Consider the following 16,735-nt stretch of genomic DNA (forward strand, 5'->3'; position numbering starts at 1 on the left):
TCTGTACAATTTATGCTACAGTTAAACTAACTGAATCTTGTAGGAGGTACGCTGAGATGCATACGTTTTTATCAGTTTTACTAATTATTGTATCGATTTTAATGATTGTGATGGTACTTATGCAATCTAGTAATAGTTCAGGCCTTTCAGGTGCAATTTCAGGCGGTGCGGAACAGTTATTCGGCAAGCAAAAAGCACGCGGAATGGAAGCGGTATTAAGCCGCATTACAGTTGTTTTAGCTGTATTATTCTTCGTACTAACAATTGGTGTTACGTACTTTAACTTATAAGAAAAAAGAAGAAGCATTAGCAATGTTGTGCTAGTGGTTCTTCTTTTTTTGTGCTTTATGTTGGAAACAACGTTTCAAATTAGATTATAGAAATAGAACTATGGTAAACTAAGGACAGAAACAATACGACTAGATTACAGAAGAGAAAGAGGAGAAGATGATGATGAAATTAGCATCTCCGAAACCATTTACATTTGAAGGTGGAGACCGCGCCGTTTTGTTATTACACGGTTTCACGGGAAACTCAGCTGATGTACGTATGTTAGGGCGTTTCTTAGAAAAAAAAGGATACACTTGCCACGCCCCTATTTATAAAGGCCATGGTGTGCCGCCAGAACAGCTTGTACATACAGGTCCTGAAGACTGGTGGAAAGATGTAATGAACGCGTATCAGCATTTAAAAGATCAAGGATATGAGAAGATTGCTGCTGTTGGATTGTCACTTGGTGGTGTATTCTCATTAAAGCTTGCTTATACAGTTCCAATTTTAGGTGTAGTACCAATGTGTGCCCCAATGTATATTAAGAGTGAAGAAACGATGTACCAAGGTATATTGGCATATGCGCGTGAGTATAAAAAACGCGAACAGAAGTCGCCAGAGCAAATTGAACAAGAGATGTTCGAATTTAAAAAGACACCAATGAATACATTAAAGGCACTACAAGGTTTAATTCGTGACGTACGCAATAATGTAGATATGATTTATGCACCAACATTCGTTGTGCAAGCACGCCATGATGAAATGATTAATACTGACAGTGCAAACATTATTTATAACGGTGTAGAATCTACATTAAAAGAAATAAAATGGTATGAAGACTCTACTCACGTCATTACGCTAGATAAACAACGTGATGAGCTACATGAAGATGTATATAACTTCTTGGAGCAACTAGATTGGTAAGATCTAGTTGCCTCTTTTTTTCATGGGGATGTAACTTTTTTTAGGTAGAAGTAATCGCAAGATAAATGGTGAAAAATGAATGTTTATAGAAGTTTCACTTTATATATCCCTCATCTTTCGGATACACTAGACAATATGAGGGTTTAAAGGAGGTATTTGTGCTTGGAAGATATCATTCAAGAACATATTGATAAGTTGTTATTATTTATGAAAGAAGAAGCGTATAAACCGCTAACGATACAAGAATTAGAAACTGCCTTTGGAATTGAAGATTCCGCAGGGTTTAAAGATTTCGTCAAAGCGCTCGTTATGATGGAAGAAACGGGACTTGTTGTGCGTACGCGCAGCAATCGCTACGGCCTTCCAGAAAAAATGAATTTAGTGCGCGGTAAATTAATTGGACATGCACGCGGCTTTGCATTCGTTGTTCCAGAAGAGAAGAAAACGGGAGACGATGATATTTTCATTCCGCCGACAGAATTAAACGGTGCACTTCATGGAGACACAGTATTAGCACGAATTAGCTCGCGATCTAGCGGCTCACGTCAAGAAGGTACGATTATTCGTATTGTGGAGCGCGGAACGAAAGAATTAGTTGGTACATATACAGAATCAAAAAATTTCGGGTTTGTTATTCCGGACAATAAAAGATGGACAAGCGATATTTTTATCCCGAAAAGCGCATCTATGGGGGCTGTTGAAGGGCATAAAGTAGTTGTGAAAATTACTAGCTATCCGCAAAATCGTTTAAGTGCAGAGGGCGAAGTCATTCAAATTTTAGGTCATAAAAATGATCCAGGGGTAGATATTTTATCAGTTATTCATAAACATCATTTGCCTTTAGCGTTCCCAGAAGAAGTAATGGAGCACGCAAACAGTGTACCGGAAACAATTTCGGAAGAAGATTTAAAGGATCGCCGTGATTTGCGTGATCAAATGATTGTGACAATCGATGGTGCAGATGCGAAAGATTTAGATGATGCAGTTACAGTCACGAAGCTTGAGAACGGTAACTATAAGCTAGGCGTGCATATTGCAGATGTGAGTCACTATGTTCATGAAGGCTCTCCAATTGATGTAGAAGCAGCAGAGAGAGCGACAAGTGTCTATCTTGTAGACCGTGTAATTCCAATGATTCCGCATCGTTTATCAAATGGAATTTGCTCATTAAATCCCAAAGTAGATCGTTTAACATTATCTTGTGAAATGGAAATTAATCATCTAGGCGATGTTGTAAAACATGAAATTTTCCAAAGTGTAATTAAGACGACAGAACGCATGACATATGCTGATGTGAGAAGCATTTTGGAAGATGAAGATGAGGAATTAATGGAACGTTATGAGCCGCTTGTTCCGATGTTTAAAGAGATGGCAGAATTAGCGCAAATTTTACGTGAAAAACGCATGAGACGCGGTGCTATTGACTTTGATTTCAAAGAAGCAAAAGTGCTAGTTGATGAAGAAGGAAAGCCGACAGATGTTGTGCTGCGCGATCGCTCAATATCTGAAAAGCTCATTGAAGAATTTATGCTTGTTGCAAACGAAACAGTGGCAGAGCATTTCCACTGGATGAACGTACCGTTTATGTACCGTGTTCATGAAGATCCGAAAGAAGATAAACTAGAACGTTTCTTCGAGTTTGTCACAAACTTCGGATACGCGGTAAAAGGACGTGCAAATGAAGTGCATCCTCGCGCTTTACAGCAAATTCTTGAAATGGTGCAAGGTCAACCAGAAGAACCAGTTATTTCAACAGTGATGCTTCGCTCTATGAAGCAAGCGCGTTATGATGCGGAAAGCTTAGGACATTTCGGTCTATCAACAGAATTCTATACACATTTCACCTCGCCAATTCGTCGTTACCCAGATACGATTGTTCACAGACTGATTCGTGAATATATCATTAATGGCAACATAGACAATGAAACACAAGCAAAGTGGCGTGAGAAGTTACCAGATATAGCAGAGCATTCGTCCAATATGGAACGCCGCGCTGTTGAAGCAGAACGTGAAACAGATGAACTGAAAAAGGCAGAGTACATGCTTGATAAGATTGGTGAAGAGTATGACGGTATGATTAGCTCTGTAACGAACTTTGGTTTATTTGTAGAGCTTCCAAATACAATTGAAGGTCTCGTTCATGTTAGTTATTTAACAGATGACTACTACCGTTATGATGAACAGCACTTTGCGATGATTGGTGAGCGTACAGGTAACGTCTTCCGCATCGGTGATGAAATTACAATTCGCGTAATGAATGTTAATAAAGATGAGCGCGCGATTGATTTTGAAATTGTCGGTATGAAAGGCACGCCAAGACGTAAATTCAAAGATCGTCCAGTTGTCATTGAACAACCTAAAGGTGGCAGAAAGAAACGCAGTGGCCGTGGTAGTGACGAGCGCGGAAAAGGTCGCAAACATGAGCGAGGCAGTCGCGGAAAAGGCGGAGCGGATCACCCTGGGAAAAAAGGTGGCAAAAAGAAAAAGCCATTCTTTGAGAACGTCCCAGGATTCAAGAAGAAAAAGAAAAAGCGTAAGTAAGGGATGGCTTCGCTTGTAATAGAGCGGAGCCACTTTTACTTTTTTTATAATCTAGCTTCAGTTTCAGTGGCTTCGCTTCTTCTCACGTTTTGAGCGAGCCACTTCCGCTTTTTCATAATCTAGTTCCAGTGGCTAGAATGTTCGGCGGCTTCGCTTCTTCTCGAGAGGCAAAGAGCGCCTCTAGTTCAGAAGCTCCATCCTCCTCACATTCTGAGCGAGCCACTTTCACTTTTTCATAACTTTTGTTAAAATAGTACAAATAGAGGAGGGACGTTAAATGCCAAAAGGTAGCGGTAAAGTTATTGCACAAAATAAAAAAGCATTTCATGATTATTTCATCGACGAAACATACGAAGCAGGGCTTGTCCTTCAAGGAACGGAAATTAAGGCGATTCGTGCTGGGCGCATTAATTTAAAAGATGCTTTTGCTCGCGTACATAATGGTGAAGTTTGGGTATATAATATGCACATTAGTCCATATGAGCAAGGGAATCGCTTCAATCATGATCCGCTTCGCACAAGAAAATTACTTCTGCACAAGAAAGAAATTCAGAAACTAATTGGTTATACAAAAGAGACAGGTTATACACTTGTTCCGCTAAAAATTTATTTGAAAAATGGATTTGCAAAAATGGCACTTGGTTTAGCGCGTGGTAAGAAACAATATGATAAGCGTCATGACTTAAAAGAGAAAGAAGCAAAACGTGAAATTGCACGTGCTTTCCGTGATCGTCAAAAGATGTAATACAGAAATTTACATTTGTAAAATGTCGAACGTATGATATAATAATTCATGTAAGGCCAGTGAACATTGAAAAACAGCTCATTTGTAGCTATCACGCATATACTTCGTATGCTCCATTTCTTATATGGGGACGTTACGGATTCGACAGGGATAGTTTGAGCTTAAGTTGCGAGTCGAGGGGATCGGCCTCGTTAAAACGTCAAAGCCTATAACTGGCAAACAACAAAACAACTTCGCTTTAGCTGCTTAATACAGCTTAGCGGTTCCTCCCTCCATCGTCCATGTGGTAGGGTAAGGGACTCACTCTAAGTGGACTACGCCGGAGCTCACCGTCTGAGGGCAAAGGAAGAGAACAATCAGACTAGCGACTTGGAAGCCTGTCGATAGGCCGAAAAGTTTGCGAAATGCTAATATATCGACTATGCTCGTAGAAGCTTAAGTGCCAATATCTTTGGACGTGGGTTCGACTCCCACCGTCTCCACCAATACATATTTGGTGGTTTTTTTATTTTACGGAAGAAATTCGTGTCGAAATTTGGCGAGTGGTCGATATTTCATGTCGAAGCGCCGATATCTGGGGTTAAATCGCCGATATAGTTCAAGTTGCGCCGATATTTTGGACCCAAGCGCCGATATATTTTAAAGGGGTGCTGAAAATGATTGTGAAAGAACGGAAAAAGCCGATTTATTTGCGTCAATTAGAAGCATTATTAAGAAGATTACCTGCAAATCACCCAAAAAGAGATAGAATTGCTGAAAAGTTTGCGAGGCAGAATGCTGGATATAAAGGAGAACAAGCGGTAGATTACCCGCTTAGCTTTCTACCGGATAAAGAGTATTATATTTTGCATGATATAAGGCTCTTTGATCAAAAGCATTTTTTTCAAATTGACACCCTCATCATATCCTCACGCTTTATACTCTTTCTAGAAATTAAAAATATAACAGGGACATTGTTTTTTGATACGGAATTTCATCAGCTTATTCGCGTATCAGAACAACATTCAGAAGGATTCCCAGACCCGATATTGCAAATAAAAAGACAAGAAGTGCAACTTCGAAAATGGCTTCATTTATATGGTATTTCTAACCTTCCAATTGAGTCCCTCGTTGTGATTAGTACACCGCGTACAATTATTAAAACTTCATTTCATAATCCAGAACTTCTCCAAAATATTACCCATAGTGCAAATCTCCCAAATAAAATTAAGCATTTAGAAAATGTACATGTAAAAAAACGGTTATCAGCCAAGAAATTAGAAAAATTAGTCGAACATATTATAATTGAACATTCCCCGTTACAACAAAATCTTCTTGAGCAACATAATATTACAAAAGAGGAATTACAAAAAGGTATACAGTGTTCAGAATGTTTATCTTTTGCAATGATGAAAGTAAAAACTGGATGGCGTTGTCCGAAGTGCAATGCTTTTTCCATAGAAGCACATACATATGCTGTGCAAGATTATGCGCTTCTCTTAGGAACGACGGTTACGAATAGAGAGTTAAAAGAATTTCTAAACATCGAATCCAGTTCAGTCATCAAGAGATTAATGCACATGATGCAAATTCCGTACACAGGTGAAAAGAGGGGAAGAAAATATGATTTAACAGCCTTTAAAATATAATGTTGTTCAATTCTCTGTAAGTCAATCTAGAGAGTCATAAATAAATTGAAGAATTTTTTAATTATATTGGATAGATTTTCTAGATATATCGCAAGATAAGGGTAGTTTTCATGCAACATTGAATAAAAGAAAGGAGCTGTTCATGTTCTTTCGAAAGAATCAAAAAAAGGTTGATCAGCAACAACAAGTTTTACTTTCCTCGGATCTAGATGAAAATTTAGAGATTCTTCGCTCTATGTATCAGGATTGTTTTGATGTGGTTTTTCGTATGTTTTTGATTCGTGGACAAACGAGAGCAGTTCTTATTTATGTAGAAGGATTATCTAATGTTGAGGAGATTCATACTCATGTGCTCTCTCCGCTTATGTCGGAAGCAGAGGGGAACAGGCTTAGTCCACTGGAAGTGTTAGAAAAACAGATCCATCTTTCAAAGACGAAAGAAGTCAGGACATTTACAGATTGTATAGAGAATATCTCCAGCGGACACCCTGTACTTCTCGTGCACCAGGAAATGTCGGGGCTTGCGTTAGGGCTCGAGAAATGGGAAAAGCGTTCGATTGAAGAACCGGTGGCTGAGAATGTCGTACGAGGACCGCGTGAAGGTTTTGTGGAAACGTTGTCAGTTAACACCTCCTTACTTCGCAGAAGAATCAAAAGCCCGGATTTCAAGATGAAATTAATACAAACCGGTCGCTATACGGATACTTCGGTTGTACTTGCTTATATAGAAGGACTTGCGAATGAATCACTAATTGAGGAAGTCGAAAGCCGATTGCGGCGCATTGACATAGATAGCATATTAGAAAGTGGTTATATCGAGGAATTGATTGAAGATAATCCTTATTCACCCTTTCCGCAACTTATTAATACAGAACGGCCGGATGTAGCTGCTGCGAATCTCTTAGAGGGACGTGTGGTGATTCTGGTGGATGGTACACCTTTTGTCTTAATTGCTCCGATTAGTTTCTTTTCCCTACTTCAATCGCCTGAAGATTATTACCAACGTTTCTTAATTAGTTCAGCCATTCGTCTGTTGCGCTTTGTGTTTATGATATTTTCTCTTGTTTTGCCTTCTATCTATGTAGCTGTATTAACGTATCATCAGGAAATGGTGCCGACACCTTTGCTAATCAGTATGGCATCTTCGCGGGAAACGGTTCCTTTTCCAGCTCTTATAGAAGCATTAATGATGGAGATTACATTTGAAGCACTACGTGAAGCGGGGGTTCGGCTTCCAAAACAGGTAGGCGCTGCTGTTAGTATTGTTGGAGCTTTAGTTATTGGTCAAGCTGCTGTTCAAGCTGGATTGGTTTCCGCTCCGATGGTTATCGTTGTTGCGATTACAGGTATTTCCTCTTTTATGGTACCGCATTATACACAAGGGATTGCGTTGCGGATGCTGCGCTTTCCAATTATGTTTCTTGCCGGTTCTCTAGGATTACTTGGGGTGATGCTTGGAGTGATTGCCATCGTCGTTCACTTATGTACATTGCGTTCTTTTGGTATTCCATACCTTACACCAATCGCTCCGATGAAGACACATGAGCTGAAAGACACTTTGATTCGAGCTCCGTGGTGGAAGATGAATACACGTCCCCATTTAACTAATGAATTCAATCGTTACCGACAGGCCTTTGGTCAAAAACCAAATCCAAGCGAAGGAGACGATTCATAGAGCAAAGATATGACGAGAAGGGTGTGAACAAGTATGAATCTCTTATCTCGGAACATCATAAACAGGTTTCTCATTCTTCTCTTTTTGTTAGCTAGTGTCTTACTTTCTGGTTGTTGGGACAGAAGAGAAGTGAATGACACGGCGCTAGTGTTAGGGACTGGCATTGATAAAGAAAAAGGGAAAAACATTAGGCTTACCGTTCAAATTTTGGTGCCTCGGGCTGTGAACGGAGGACAGTCCGAGGCCGGGGGAGGAAGTGGTGGAGGCTCTCAAATTTTGGTAAGGTCTGCGATTGGAGAAAATATGGCGGATGCTGCGTCAAAGCTTCAAGCGAAATTTCCACGTAAGCTCTTTTGGGGGCACTGTAAAATATATATTTTCAGTAAAAAGTTTGCTAAAGAAGGGGATATTCATAAGCAAATTGACTTTTTACTTCGCCACCCAGAACCTCGGGAACGAGCTTATTTGTTCGTTAGTGATGGAGAAGCAATCGATCTTCTGAAGTTACAGCCACCTTTAGAGTCATACGTGGGAGAAGCGCTCCGAAAGCTATCAGAGCTACATATCGGTATAAATGTGACAGTGATAGATTTTGAACAGATGTTAATAAGTGAGGCAGGAGTGGCTCTACTACCTTTGATTAAAAAGCTACCACCAGTATCCCGAAAAAACAAAGATGAAACGATGGCTACTGTAGTTGGCACAGCTGTTTTTAAGAAAGATAAAATGATCGGTCGAATGAATACGAAGGTAACTAGAGGGATATTATGGTTACGAAATGAAATTCAAGAGAGTGTGGTGACAGTAAATCCCAAAAAAGGAGAATCCATCTCGTTAGATCCAGTTCGTCAAAAGACAAAGCTTCTTCCTACTATTGAGAATGGAAAGTGGAAGATTGTAGCGAGAGTTCAGTCAGAAGGTACAATTGTACAAAATGGAAGCCATCTTGACATTATGAGCCCCAAAATTGTGAAGAAGGTAGAAAAAGAGTTAGAAAAAGATATTAAACAGTACATGAACCTAGCCTTGAAACAAGTGAAGAAGGGAATGAATGCGGACGCGTTTGGTTTTGCAGATGCGTTTCACCGCAAATATCCAAAAGAATGGGAGAAAGTTAAACATCGTTGGGATAAGCTCCTTCCGCAAGTGGATGTGAAGATTGTTATTAAAACGCGCGTACGCCGACCTGGTTTGTCTACCACACCAGTGGGAGTGAAAGAAAAAGAGGTCGAAAAGAAATGAAATGGCTAACAATAGCAGGAATAACAGTGTGCATGGCTGTCATTGCCTTATATGAGTGGCCAAAAATGAATCGGGATCAGAAAAAGGAGAAAGTGGCCTTTATCACCTTAACAGCGATCGGATACTTGCTCGCTATTCTTCTTTTGTTTTTTCCGGACATGTTAGGGCCTACGCAAATGGTTGAGGAGCTTTTTAAACCGCTTGGTAAACTGCTTGAGAAAAAGTAGGACAAAAAGGAGACAAGAAAATGGTCGAGAAAGGGAAAATTTCTGCGTTTCAGATGGCGCTTATCATCATACCAACAATCATTGCAACGGCTGTTCTTATTGTTCCAGCCATTACAAGTGAGTACGCAGAGCGCGATATGTGGATTTCACCAATTTGGGCGTCCCTCAATGGTTTTTTTACTGTATTTGTCGTATATCAATTGCATAAGCGTTATCCAGAGGAATCGATTATACAATATAGTAAATATATCGTCGGCCGGATCCCAGGGAAGATCCTTGGGCTTGTCTATCTGTTCTTTATTTTGCATATATGCGGCATCATAACTAGGGAGTACGCAGATTTCGTTATTGGTTCTTTTTTACCTAAGACTCCAATCATTGTAGTGATTGGAAGCATGGTTCTAATTTGTGGGTTTGCAGTTCGAGGTGGTATAGAAGTATTAGGAAGGGCATCTCAACTGTTCGTTCCGCTATTTTTACTTCCACCTGTCCTTTTTTTCCTACTTATACCTGACTTAAAAATAGAGAATATGTTTCCGGTTATGGAGCATGGTATGCTGCCTTCAATCCTTGGTTCCACTGTACCGCAGGCTTGGTTCAGTGAAATTTCTCTTATCTCTATGCTACTTCCTTTTGTAACGGATCGTGAAAAAGGGAGAAAGTGGGGGATGATTTCGGTGTTTGTCGCTATGTTCATTCTGCTTTATGCTAATGTAATTGGAGTTTTGCTGTTTGGAGGAACAGTAATTAGTCATATATATCCAGTGTTTACTGCTTTTCGATACATTAGTGTTGCTACTTTTTTTGAACATCTTGAGTCAATTGTGATTATTCTTTGGGTGTTGGGAGTGTTCATCAAAATTTCCGTATTCTATTATGTACTTGTTCTCGGAACTGCTCAATGGCTGCATCTGTCTGACTACCGTCCCATAGTGTTTCCGCTTGGTTTTCTTGTCATACTATTTGGTATATGGGCATTTTCTAGCGGGCAGGAAATGACTCAATTTTTAGGGAATATTTCTCCTTTTTATATACCGTGCATGATGACGCTTATTCCGACAGTGCTGTTACTTATCACTTTCATTAGAAAAAAGAGGTCTTATACCATGAAAGAATAATATCGTATGTTCCTTAGGCAAAGGAGAAAAAGATATGAGGCAGGAAAAAATAGGATTTATGCAACTTTTTTATATTATGATGGCTTTCGAAGTGGGAAGTACAGTGATTTATGGATTAGGGGTAGAAGCGAAACAAGATGCTTGGTTAGTCATTCTAGTCGGCATGTTCTGTGGTCTCGTTTTAATGTGGATATATACAAAATTATTCGAGTACTACTCAGGAGATACCCTTACACAAATGATTCCTAAAATTGTGGGCAAGTTTATCGGTTACCCTTTGAGTGTAATCTATATTCTTTATTTTGTGTATATAGCCGCACGAGTATTGAGAGATTTCGGTGAACTTATAACGGGAACCTTCTTGCCGAAAACGCCTCTTATTATCGTTATCGGCAGTTTTATAGTTGTTATTGTGTATTGTTTATATGGTGGACTTGAAGTATTCGGACGTATGGGGGAGATATTCTTTCCTTTTCTGTTTCTTATTGCGATATTAACATGGGCTATTGTATACAGCTCTCAAGTTGTTGATGTAGAACAGCTCACACCTGTACTAGAAAAAGGGTTCGGACCAGTATGGAAGGCAGCCTTTCCTCTTACCATCACATTTCCATTCGGTGAAATGGTATTGTTTATGATGTTTTGGCCGGCATTACATGATCCGAGAGAGGCAAAGAAATTAGGGATGGTGGTGGTCCTTGTAGCGGGAATTTTATTAACTGTAAATATGATCAGTATTCTTTCCGTTCTAGGACCCAATTTAATTAGTATGAAAACATATCCACTGCTTACAATCGTGAGGATAGCATCTATTGGAAATCTAATTGAACGAATGGATGCAGCTATCATTATAACAATGATGGTCGGTGGATTTTTTAAAGTGGGATCGTTTTTATATGGTGCCGCAGTAGGAACTGCTCAATTGTTTAGATTGAAAAGCTATCGTTCTATAGTTGTTGTGTTTGGTGCAGTAGTAGTCCTGTTATCAATTATGGTTGCGACGAATTATATGGAGCATGAAGAAATTGGACTGAAGACGATTCCAATCTTTCTACATATTCCACTCCAAATTGTAATACCAGTTATTTTATTCGTTATCGCTACGATTCGGAAAAGGATACAGTCGTGAGAAAATAATCGAGTTGGCTATTTCATTTACAATGGGGAAAATGTGATCTGATCAATAAAAAGGTAAGAAATACAGCTTCAACTTCCGTAGAATATAATTTTACTATAATATATAAGTATGAATAGGAAGAGGAGTTTTAAAGGAAATGAAATTATTTAATATCGATCACTTTATCGCAGGTATTTTACAATGGATTTTAAACATTGCACTTATTATATTATCCATTGTTTTAGCTATCTTTTTAGTGAATGAAACAATTACGTTTATACAGTACATATTTTCAGCCAAAAAATTTACATCGTATAAGCTTGTTGAAAGCATTATTGTGTACTTTTTATATTTCGAGTTCATTGCGTTAATTATTAAGTATTTTAAATCAAATTATCATTTTCCGTTACGTTATTTTATTTATATAGGAATTACAGCACTTATTCGCTTAATTATTGTTTCTCATGAAGAACCATTTGAAACGTTATTATATGCTGGATCAATTCTTATTTTAATAATCGCTTTATATATATCGAATTTGAGAGATTTAAAAAAACATTAAAAAAGTAGTGCAGACCGTGCGATTGGTTTGCACTATTTTTTTGATATGATAAATACAAATTTATCTATCTTACATATTGCCATACAAGTTGGATTAGAGCATCAGTCTTCTTTAACTCGTTTGTTCCAAAAGTATGAGGGGATGTCACCGAGTCAATATCGCAAAGGTGATCGGGAAGTTGTAACGAATATATGACATATAGATAAAAACAGCTGATTTTTGGTGAAACATCTTTTATTTTATTTGTCTAAAATGTAGGTAAGTATTTCAAAAAATGGGGGTAATATATATGGCAACGATTGAAGATTTTATGAAATTAGATATCCGCATCGGAACGATTGTAGAAGCAAAGCCATTTCCAGAAGCGCGGAAGCCTGCGATAAAATTAAAAGTTGATTTTGGAGAAGAAGTGGGGATGAAACAATCTTCAGCCCAAATTACGAAAAGATATGAGCCGGAAGAGTTAATTGGTAGACAGGTCATTGGAGTTGTGAACTTTCCACCAAGACGAATTGCGGGATTTAAATCAGAGGTGTTAATAATAGGTGGTGTTCCGGAAGAAGGGGATGTTGTGCTTTTAAAACCTGATGAGCTAGTTCCAAATGGAACACCAATTGGATAAAATAACAAGCAAATTATACTACAATCAGCTGTAAGGATAAGGAAGCTGTTTGATATAAATAAAGTTTTACGAATCGGGCTGTTACTGCCTTAAAATAGCAGAATAAATCAGATAATGTGATGGTTGTAATTTCCTGTATGTTTTTATGAAATCAACACAATCTAGTACTGGGTGAAAATCGATTCCATATGGAAGCTCAAAATGGAGGATAATCAATGAAACATATTGTTGCTTTATTGATTAAGTATATGGCAATTAGTGCTGTATTGCTTATGGTACTAGGTATTTTCTGGGAGGTTTCAGTTCCTAGAGTTTTGTTTATCTCATTAGTCATTACAGGAGCAGCCTATGTAATTGGAGATTTATTTGTTCTATCTAAGTATGGAAACACAGTTGCCACTATTGTTGATTTCGGTTTAAGTTTTTTCGGAATTTGGGTATTAGCATATCTTCTTACAGGTATTGATGCAACTCGGAGTCTTACTGCATCTTCGTTTTGGGCAGCACTTCTGATTGGCATAGTAGAAGTGTTCTTCCACATATATATGAAGAGAATGGTTTTGCAGGAAGAAGAGCATGTGCTGACCTCTCCTAAGAAGTATCGAGGAACATATGCTACAGAGTTTTCAGATGAATATATAGATCGTTCTAAAATAAGAAAAGAACGATTGCTTGAAAAAGTAGAGAATCATAAGAAGGAATAGAAAGGAAAAGGGATGGTAGTTGTTACCACCCCTTTTATTTTTATGAACTACCTATTTTGATTCCGATACATGCAAGTACGATTCCGATGGTATAGGTTGCTCCTATGTACAAGAACCCAGTTCCACACTTCTTATTTGTAAAAAGCTGAATGGATTCTAATTTAAAAGTAGAAAATGTAGTGAAAGCTCCCATGAAGCCTGTTCCTAGCAGCAATTGCCAACTTTTATCGATGCCTTTTCCGACGATGAATCCGAGCAAGAAAGCGCCTGTTATATTGATAAGGAATGTGGCAAGTGGGAAAGATGTTTTAGTTCTTTTCTTAAACCAATTGTTTATATAAAAGCGTGTAATCGCACCGAAGAAGCCGCCGATAGCGACGAGTAATGCATGATATTCTGGCATTGTTTAGTCCCCCTTTTTCGTTATAGCGGCGCGCTTTGTGAATAAGACAGTTCCTAATTTGTATCCCATACTAGACATGAAAAGCCCACCGAATATGCTGCAGAGTACATATACGATAGCAATCGACCATGCTGATTGGTTGATTAATTTCATTGTCTCGACACTAAAGGTAGAAAATGTAGTAAAAGATCCTACAAATCCTGTTCCAATCCCCGTAACGACCTCTGAAGGAAAAATGTTTAGACGAGAAATATAAGTGGTAATCCAGCTTAATAAAAAGCATCCAATCAAATTAATAAATAGTGTAGCAAGTGGAAAGGAATGATGCCACAATACATCAATACTTAGTCCTAAATAATATCGTGAAAGAGCACCTAATACCCCAGCTAACCCAACAATAAGATAGACCATTTTCTTCACCTCTCTCTTAGTTTGTTCAAAAAAAATAGACCCCTACCAGTGTGTATCCTGGTAGGAGTCATTAGCTAAGCAGCGGTTATGGCGAACTCCATCGCCGTATTCATTCCATTTACTAGTGTACTAAATATTTTGGTGATTTCCAATAAGTACGCATAGATTTTTTTCATCTCGAGTGGAAAGGACAATGAACATAAATATTCATTAAAATAAATATAATAATATAAGGTGTTATTGTGATAAAATGTTTTATACCTATCTGTAGGATACGTGTCGTGAACACAACGTAGTGAGTGTTGTGTTCAAATTGAAATAAGAAAGAGGGGCTTAGTCTAGTAAATGGAATGGCTAAATAAAACATGTTTTTCTAACCTTGAAAAAGAAACACAAAGGAATCATTTATTGCTTTTTATTACAGTTTGTAGTCTTCTTCTTGGAACAGCTGCGATTAGTTATTATGGTTACATATTTACCACTAGAGCGATTCCATTTTGGATTTGCGGATTCTGTTTAATGCTATTTGGTACATTATTTACTTTTATGAGAAGCATGGATTCTTTGTATAAGTATATCATGACTTTCATGTTACTTGTGATGTCCTATATCATGGTACAAGCTTTCAATGATAGTCCATCTGTATTTCAAATGGTGAACTTTACATTGGTAGTTTCGTTAATTTATTTAAATGAACGCCTTGTTCTCATTCTTGGCGGAACAGCTGTGACTACAACATTTTTACTATGTAGATATTGGCCGGAGTACTTTTTTACTTACACAACAGCTGCAGAATCAGTGAATTTTGCAGGCCTTCTAGCAGTTACGACGATTGCTATGTGGGGGGTAACAAAAATAGGAAAGAGCCTTCTTTCTCGTTTGTATAATGAGAAGCAGGAAGTGATGCGAAAGGCGCAAGATTTAGAAGAAACGCAAAAGCTTATTGAAGAGACTGTCATAAAGTTAAATGAGAATTTTAATAAATTAAAAGAAAACATGAATACATCGATGGAATCGATGAGTGAAATGAATGAAGCTTTTGAAGAAGTAACAGTTGGTACCCAATCGCAATCAGAAATGATGTCGCGTTCTGTTAAAGTATTGCATGATATCGAGAGAAGCATCGAACAAATCATTCAACAAGTGAGAGATGTTTCCATAAGTGTTGATGAAAGTTTAGAAATTTCAAAGATAAGTGTACATACTTTAAAAGGTTTTGCTAAGAATATGAGAAGTTTAAATGAAGTTATGACACAATCGGGAGTCGTCTTTAAGGAATTGATGGTACAATCGAAAAATATTAATGAAATTGTTGATATGATAACGAATATTTCTAAACAGACGAGTTTATTAGCTTTAAATGCCAATATTGAGGCTGCAAGGGCTGGGGAGCATGGAAAAGGCTTTGCTATTGTGGCAAATGAAGTTTTAAAACTTGCTGAGGAATCCAATCATTCAGCAGGGAGTATTCAAAAGATTTTGAAAGAGTTTAGTCAGCAAGTAAATAAGGTAGAGGATCAGGTAGAGAAGTCAGAAAGAATACAAGAAGAATGCAATGAAATGTTATCAAGTGTTTTAAACAATGTGAACAACCTTGGGAATTTTATTCATGCTATTAATGATTTGATGCAAGAGGTTGAAGAGTATCAAGAAAACTTCCAAGTGAAAACAACAAATATCGTACAAGATATTACATACGCTTCTAGCGTAATTCAGCAAACTTCTTTAGCGACGGAAGAGGTATTAGCAAGTGTTGAAGAGGAAAAAGGACGTAATGAAGCGTCTATATATACATTACAGAATACAACAAATCAAGTGAAAGTATTAGAGTCAATTCTCGAAAAATAAAGTTTTTTTAGGAGCATATGATTTATGCTCTTTTTTATTTCTCTATTTTTGGATAGTAGGATTTTTACCTCAAGATTCAGAGAAAACAAGGAAGTTAAGTAGGTATTCGGCTATCTATAAAAAGCTTGATTGATGAAGGAGAATCATCAGGGAGAAATGAAAAAAACAATGGATTAAAGTTTCACTTTATCTTTTATATAAAATGAATTGCTTTTCTCGTCTTTATCTGTCAAGCTTAAGGTAAGAAAATATTGTAGAGAAAGAAATATATAGGTGAATAATATGATTGAAATTAAGACATCTGCACTTAGTAGTGGGGAATTTAATCGAGGGGTATTTGCAACACGTGATATAAAAAAAGGTGAGCTATTGCATGAAGCGCCAGTTATTTCTTATCCAAACGAAGAACATATATTTATTGAAAAAACGTTACTTGCCGATTATGCATTTGAGTATGGGATAAATCATTCAGCGATTCTATTAGGGTACGGTATGCTGTTTAACCATGCGTATCGTCCGAATGCCACATACGAAATCAATTTTGACAATCATACATTCGATTTCTATGCTTATACAGATATAAAAGCAGGGGAAGAGATATTGATTAATTATAACGGTGACGTTGATGACGATGAGTTATTATGGTTTGATAAGGAAAAAGAAGACAATCAATCATGAAGAACAAAAGCACATCCTAG

18 protein-coding genes, 1 other RNA gene and 1 riboswitch are annotated in these 16,735 nt (G+C 37.8%); of the genes, 17 read left to right on the forward strand and 2 right to left on the reverse strand.

Features of this window, described 5'->3' with window-relative positions; all coding sequences use genetic code 11:
• The first annotated feature begins 56 nt into the window (after positions 1-56).
• The 15 genes from secG to MR063_RS13070 all read left to right on the forward strand — a co-directional run bounded on the left by secG (position 57) and on the right by MR063_RS13070 (position 13,375).
• Positions 57-290: a preprotein translocase subunit SecG gene (gene secG / locus MR063_RS13000; RefSeq protein ID WP_242143893.1), complete on the forward strand. Its 234-nt coding sequence runs from the start codon at positions 57-59 to the stop codon at positions 288-290.
• Positions 291-453: 163 nt separating this feature from the next.
• Positions 454-1,194 carry an alpha/beta hydrolase gene (locus MR063_RS13005; protein ID WP_242143894.1) on the forward strand — a complete coding sequence of 247 codons (741 nt, stop codon included), beginning with the start codon at positions 454-456 and terminating at the stop codon, positions 1,192-1,194.
• Positions 1,195-1,356: 162 nt separating this feature from the next.
• The gene (gene rnr, locus MR063_RS13010) at positions 1,357-3,735 is read left to right on the forward strand and encodes a ribonuclease R (RefSeq protein ID WP_242198326.1); all 2,379 of its coding nucleotides are present in this window, start codon (positions 1,357-1,359) and stop codon (positions 3,733-3,735) included.
• Between the two features lie 277 nt (positions 3,736-4,012).
• Positions 4,013-4,480 carry an SsrA-binding protein SmpB gene (gene smpB, locus MR063_RS13015; protein WP_242143899.1) on the forward strand — a complete coding sequence of 156 codons (468 nt, stop codon included), beginning with the start codon at positions 4,013-4,015 and terminating at the stop codon, positions 4,478-4,480.
• Positions 4,481-4,606: 126 nt separating this feature from the next.
• Positions 4,607-4,965: a transfer-messenger RNA gene (gene ssrA, locus MR063_RS13020) on the forward strand.
• Positions 4,966-5,136: 171 nt separating this feature from the next.
• Positions 5,137-6,108, forward strand: coding sequence for a nuclease-related domain-containing protein (locus MR063_RS13025; protein WP_242198327.1), 972 nt, complete (start codon positions 5,137-5,139; stop codon positions 6,106-6,108).
• Between the two features lie 142 nt (positions 6,109-6,250).
• Positions 6,251-7,783, forward strand: coding sequence for a spore germination protein (locus MR063_RS13030; RefSeq protein WP_242198329.1), 1,533 nt, complete (start codon positions 6,251-6,253; stop codon positions 7,781-7,783).
• Between the two features lie 33 nt (positions 7,784-7,816).
• The gene (locus MR063_RS13035) at positions 7,817-9,025 is read left to right on the forward strand and encodes a Ger(x)C family spore germination protein (protein ID WP_242198331.1); all 1,209 of its coding nucleotides are present in this window, start codon (positions 7,817-7,819) and stop codon (positions 9,023-9,025) included.
• Positions 9,022-9,252 (forward strand): hypothetical protein, encoded by a 231-nt coding sequence (locus tag MR063_RS13040; protein WP_242143927.1) that lies wholly within the window; start codon positions 9,022-9,024, stop codon positions 9,250-9,252. Before MR063_RS13035 ends, MR063_RS13040 begins: the two co-directional genes overlap by 4 nt.
• 20 nt (positions 9,253-9,272) lie before the next feature.
• Positions 9,273-10,370: a GerAB/ArcD/ProY family transporter gene (locus MR063_RS13045; protein WP_242198333.1), complete on the forward strand. Its 1,098-nt coding sequence runs from the start codon at positions 9,273-9,275 to the stop codon at positions 10,368-10,370.
• Between the two features lie 34 nt (positions 10,371-10,404).
• Complete coding sequence (locus MR063_RS13050) at positions 10,405-11,499, forward strand: GerAB/ArcD/ProY family transporter (RefSeq protein WP_242198335.1); 1,095 nt, start codon at positions 10,405-10,407, stop codon at positions 11,497-11,499.
• A 145-nt stretch (positions 11,500-11,644) separates the two neighbouring features.
• Positions 11,645-12,049, forward strand: coding sequence for a phosphate-starvation-inducible protein PsiE (gene psiE / locus MR063_RS13055; RefSeq protein ID WP_242198337.1), 405 nt, complete (start codon positions 11,645-11,647; stop codon positions 12,047-12,049).
• A 45-nt stretch (positions 12,050-12,094) separates the two neighbouring features.
• Positions 12,095-12,244, forward strand: coding sequence for an AraC family transcriptional regulator (locus tag MR063_RS13060; protein WP_242198339.1), 150 nt, complete (start codon positions 12,095-12,097; stop codon positions 12,242-12,244).
• 94 nt (positions 12,245-12,338) lie between these two features.
• On the forward strand, positions 12,339-12,671 hold the full coding sequence (csaA, locus tag MR063_RS13065) for a chaperone CsaA (RefSeq protein ID WP_242198341.1): 333 nt from the start codon (positions 12,339-12,341) through the stop codon (positions 12,669-12,671).
• A 215-nt stretch (positions 12,672-12,886) separates the two neighbouring features.
• Positions 12,887-13,375 carry a YndM family protein gene (locus MR063_RS13070; protein WP_242198343.1) on the forward strand — a complete coding sequence of 163 codons (489 nt, stop codon included), beginning with the start codon at positions 12,887-12,889 and terminating at the stop codon, positions 13,373-13,375.
• Positions 13,376-13,415: 40 nt separating this feature from the next.
• Here MR063_RS13070 and crcB (MR063_RS13075) read toward each other — a convergent pair whose 3' ends face one another.
• Together crcB (MR063_RS13075) and crcB (MR063_RS13080) are read right to left on the reverse strand one after the other, a co-directional pair.
• On the reverse strand, positions 13,416-13,778 hold the full coding sequence (gene crcB, locus MR063_RS13075) for a fluoride efflux transporter CrcB (RefSeq protein ID WP_242198345.1): 363 nt from the start codon (positions 13,776-13,778) through the stop codon (positions 13,416-13,418).
• Between the two features lie 3 nt (positions 13,779-13,781).
• Positions 13,782-14,189 (reverse strand): fluoride efflux transporter CrcB, encoded by a 408-nt coding sequence (gene crcB, locus MR063_RS13080; RefSeq protein WP_242198347.1) that lies wholly within the window; start codon positions 14,187-14,189, stop codon positions 13,782-13,784.
• A 54-nt stretch (positions 14,190-14,243) separates the two neighbouring features.
• A riboswitch (Fluoride riboswitch) is annotated at positions 14,244-14,303 on the reverse strand.
• A 231-nt stretch (positions 14,304-14,534) separates the two neighbouring features.
• Between crcB (MR063_RS13080) and MR063_RS13085 the strand changes: the two genes are divergently transcribed.
• Together MR063_RS13085 and MR063_RS13090 are read left to right on the forward strand one after the other, a co-directional pair.
• Positions 14,535-16,037: a DUF4077 domain-containing protein gene (locus MR063_RS13085; RefSeq protein WP_242198349.1), complete on the forward strand. Its 1,503-nt coding sequence runs from the start codon at positions 14,535-14,537 to the stop codon at positions 16,035-16,037.
• 282 nt (positions 16,038-16,319) lie between these two features.
• Positions 16,320-16,715, forward strand: a complete 396-nt coding sequence (locus tag MR063_RS13090; protein WP_242198351.1) for an SET domain-containing protein — start codon at positions 16,320-16,322, stop codon at positions 16,713-16,715.
• Positions 16,716-16,735 lie beyond the last annotated feature (20 nt).

Source organism: Bacillus cereus group sp. BfR-BA-01492 (assembly GCF_022662815.1).
Taxonomy (GTDB): Bacteria; Bacillota; Bacilli; order Bacillales; family Bacillaceae_G; genus Bacillus_A; species Bacillus_A cereus_BD.

Bases quoted from the DNA above. Each gene is read 5' to 3' on its own strand.
- MR063_RS13030 (WP_242198329.1), top strand. From the start codon at position 6,251: ATGTTCTTTCGAAAGAATCAAAAAAAGGTTGATCAGCAACAACAAGTT.
- secG (WP_242143893.1), top strand. From the start codon at position 57: ATGCATACGTTTTTATCAGTTTTACTAATTATTGTATCGATTTTAATG.
- MR063_RS13005 (WP_242143894.1), top strand. From the start codon at position 454: ATGAAATTAGCATCTCCGAAACCATTTACATTTGAAGGTGGAGACCGC.
- MR063_RS13040 (WP_242143927.1), top strand. From the start codon at position 9,022: ATGAAATGGCTAACAATAGCAGGAATAACAGTGTGCATGGCTGTCATT.
- psiE (WP_242198337.1), top strand. From the start codon at position 11,645: ATGAAATTATTTAATATCGATCACTTTATCGCAGGTATTTTACAATGG.
- MR063_RS13050 (WP_242198335.1), top strand. From the start codon at position 10,405: ATGAGGCAGGAAAAAATAGGATTTATGCAACTTTTTTATATTATGATG.
- crcB (WP_242198347.1), bottom strand. From the start codon at position 14,189: ATGGTCTATCTTATTGTTGGGTTAGCTGGGGTATTAGGTGCTCTTTCA.
- MR063_RS13090 (WP_242198351.1), top strand. From the start codon at position 16,320: ATGATTGAAATTAAGACATCTGCACTTAGTAGTGGGGAATTTAATCGA.
- MR063_RS13035 (WP_242198331.1), top strand. From the start codon at position 7,817: ATGAATCTCTTATCTCGGAACATCATAAACAGGTTTCTCATTCTTCTC.
- csaA (WP_242198341.1), top strand. From the start codon at position 12,339: ATGGCAACGATTGAAGATTTTATGAAATTAGATATCCGCATCGGAACG.
- smpB (WP_242143899.1), top strand. From the start codon at position 4,013: ATGCCAAAAGGTAGCGGTAAAGTTATTGCACAAAATAAAAAAGCATTT.
- MR063_RS13085 (WP_242198349.1), top strand. From the start codon at position 14,535: ATGGAATGGCTAAATAAAACATGTTTTTCTAACCTTGAAAAAGAAACA.
- crcB (WP_242198345.1), bottom strand. From the start codon at position 13,778: ATGCCAGAATATCATGCATTACTCGTCGCTATCGGCGGCTTCTTCGGT.
- MR063_RS13060 (WP_242198339.1), top strand. From the start codon at position 12,095: ATGATAAATACAAATTTATCTATCTTACATATTGCCATACAAGTTGGA.
- MR063_RS13045 (WP_242198333.1), top strand. From the start codon at position 9,273: ATGGTCGAGAAAGGGAAAATTTCTGCGTTTCAGATGGCGCTTATCATC.
- MR063_RS13070 (WP_242198343.1), top strand. From the start codon at position 12,887: ATGAAACATATTGTTGCTTTATTGATTAAGTATATGGCAATTAGTGCT.
- MR063_RS13025 (WP_242198327.1), top strand. From the start codon at position 5,137: ATGATTGTGAAAGAACGGAAAAAGCCGATTTATTTGCGTCAATTAGAA.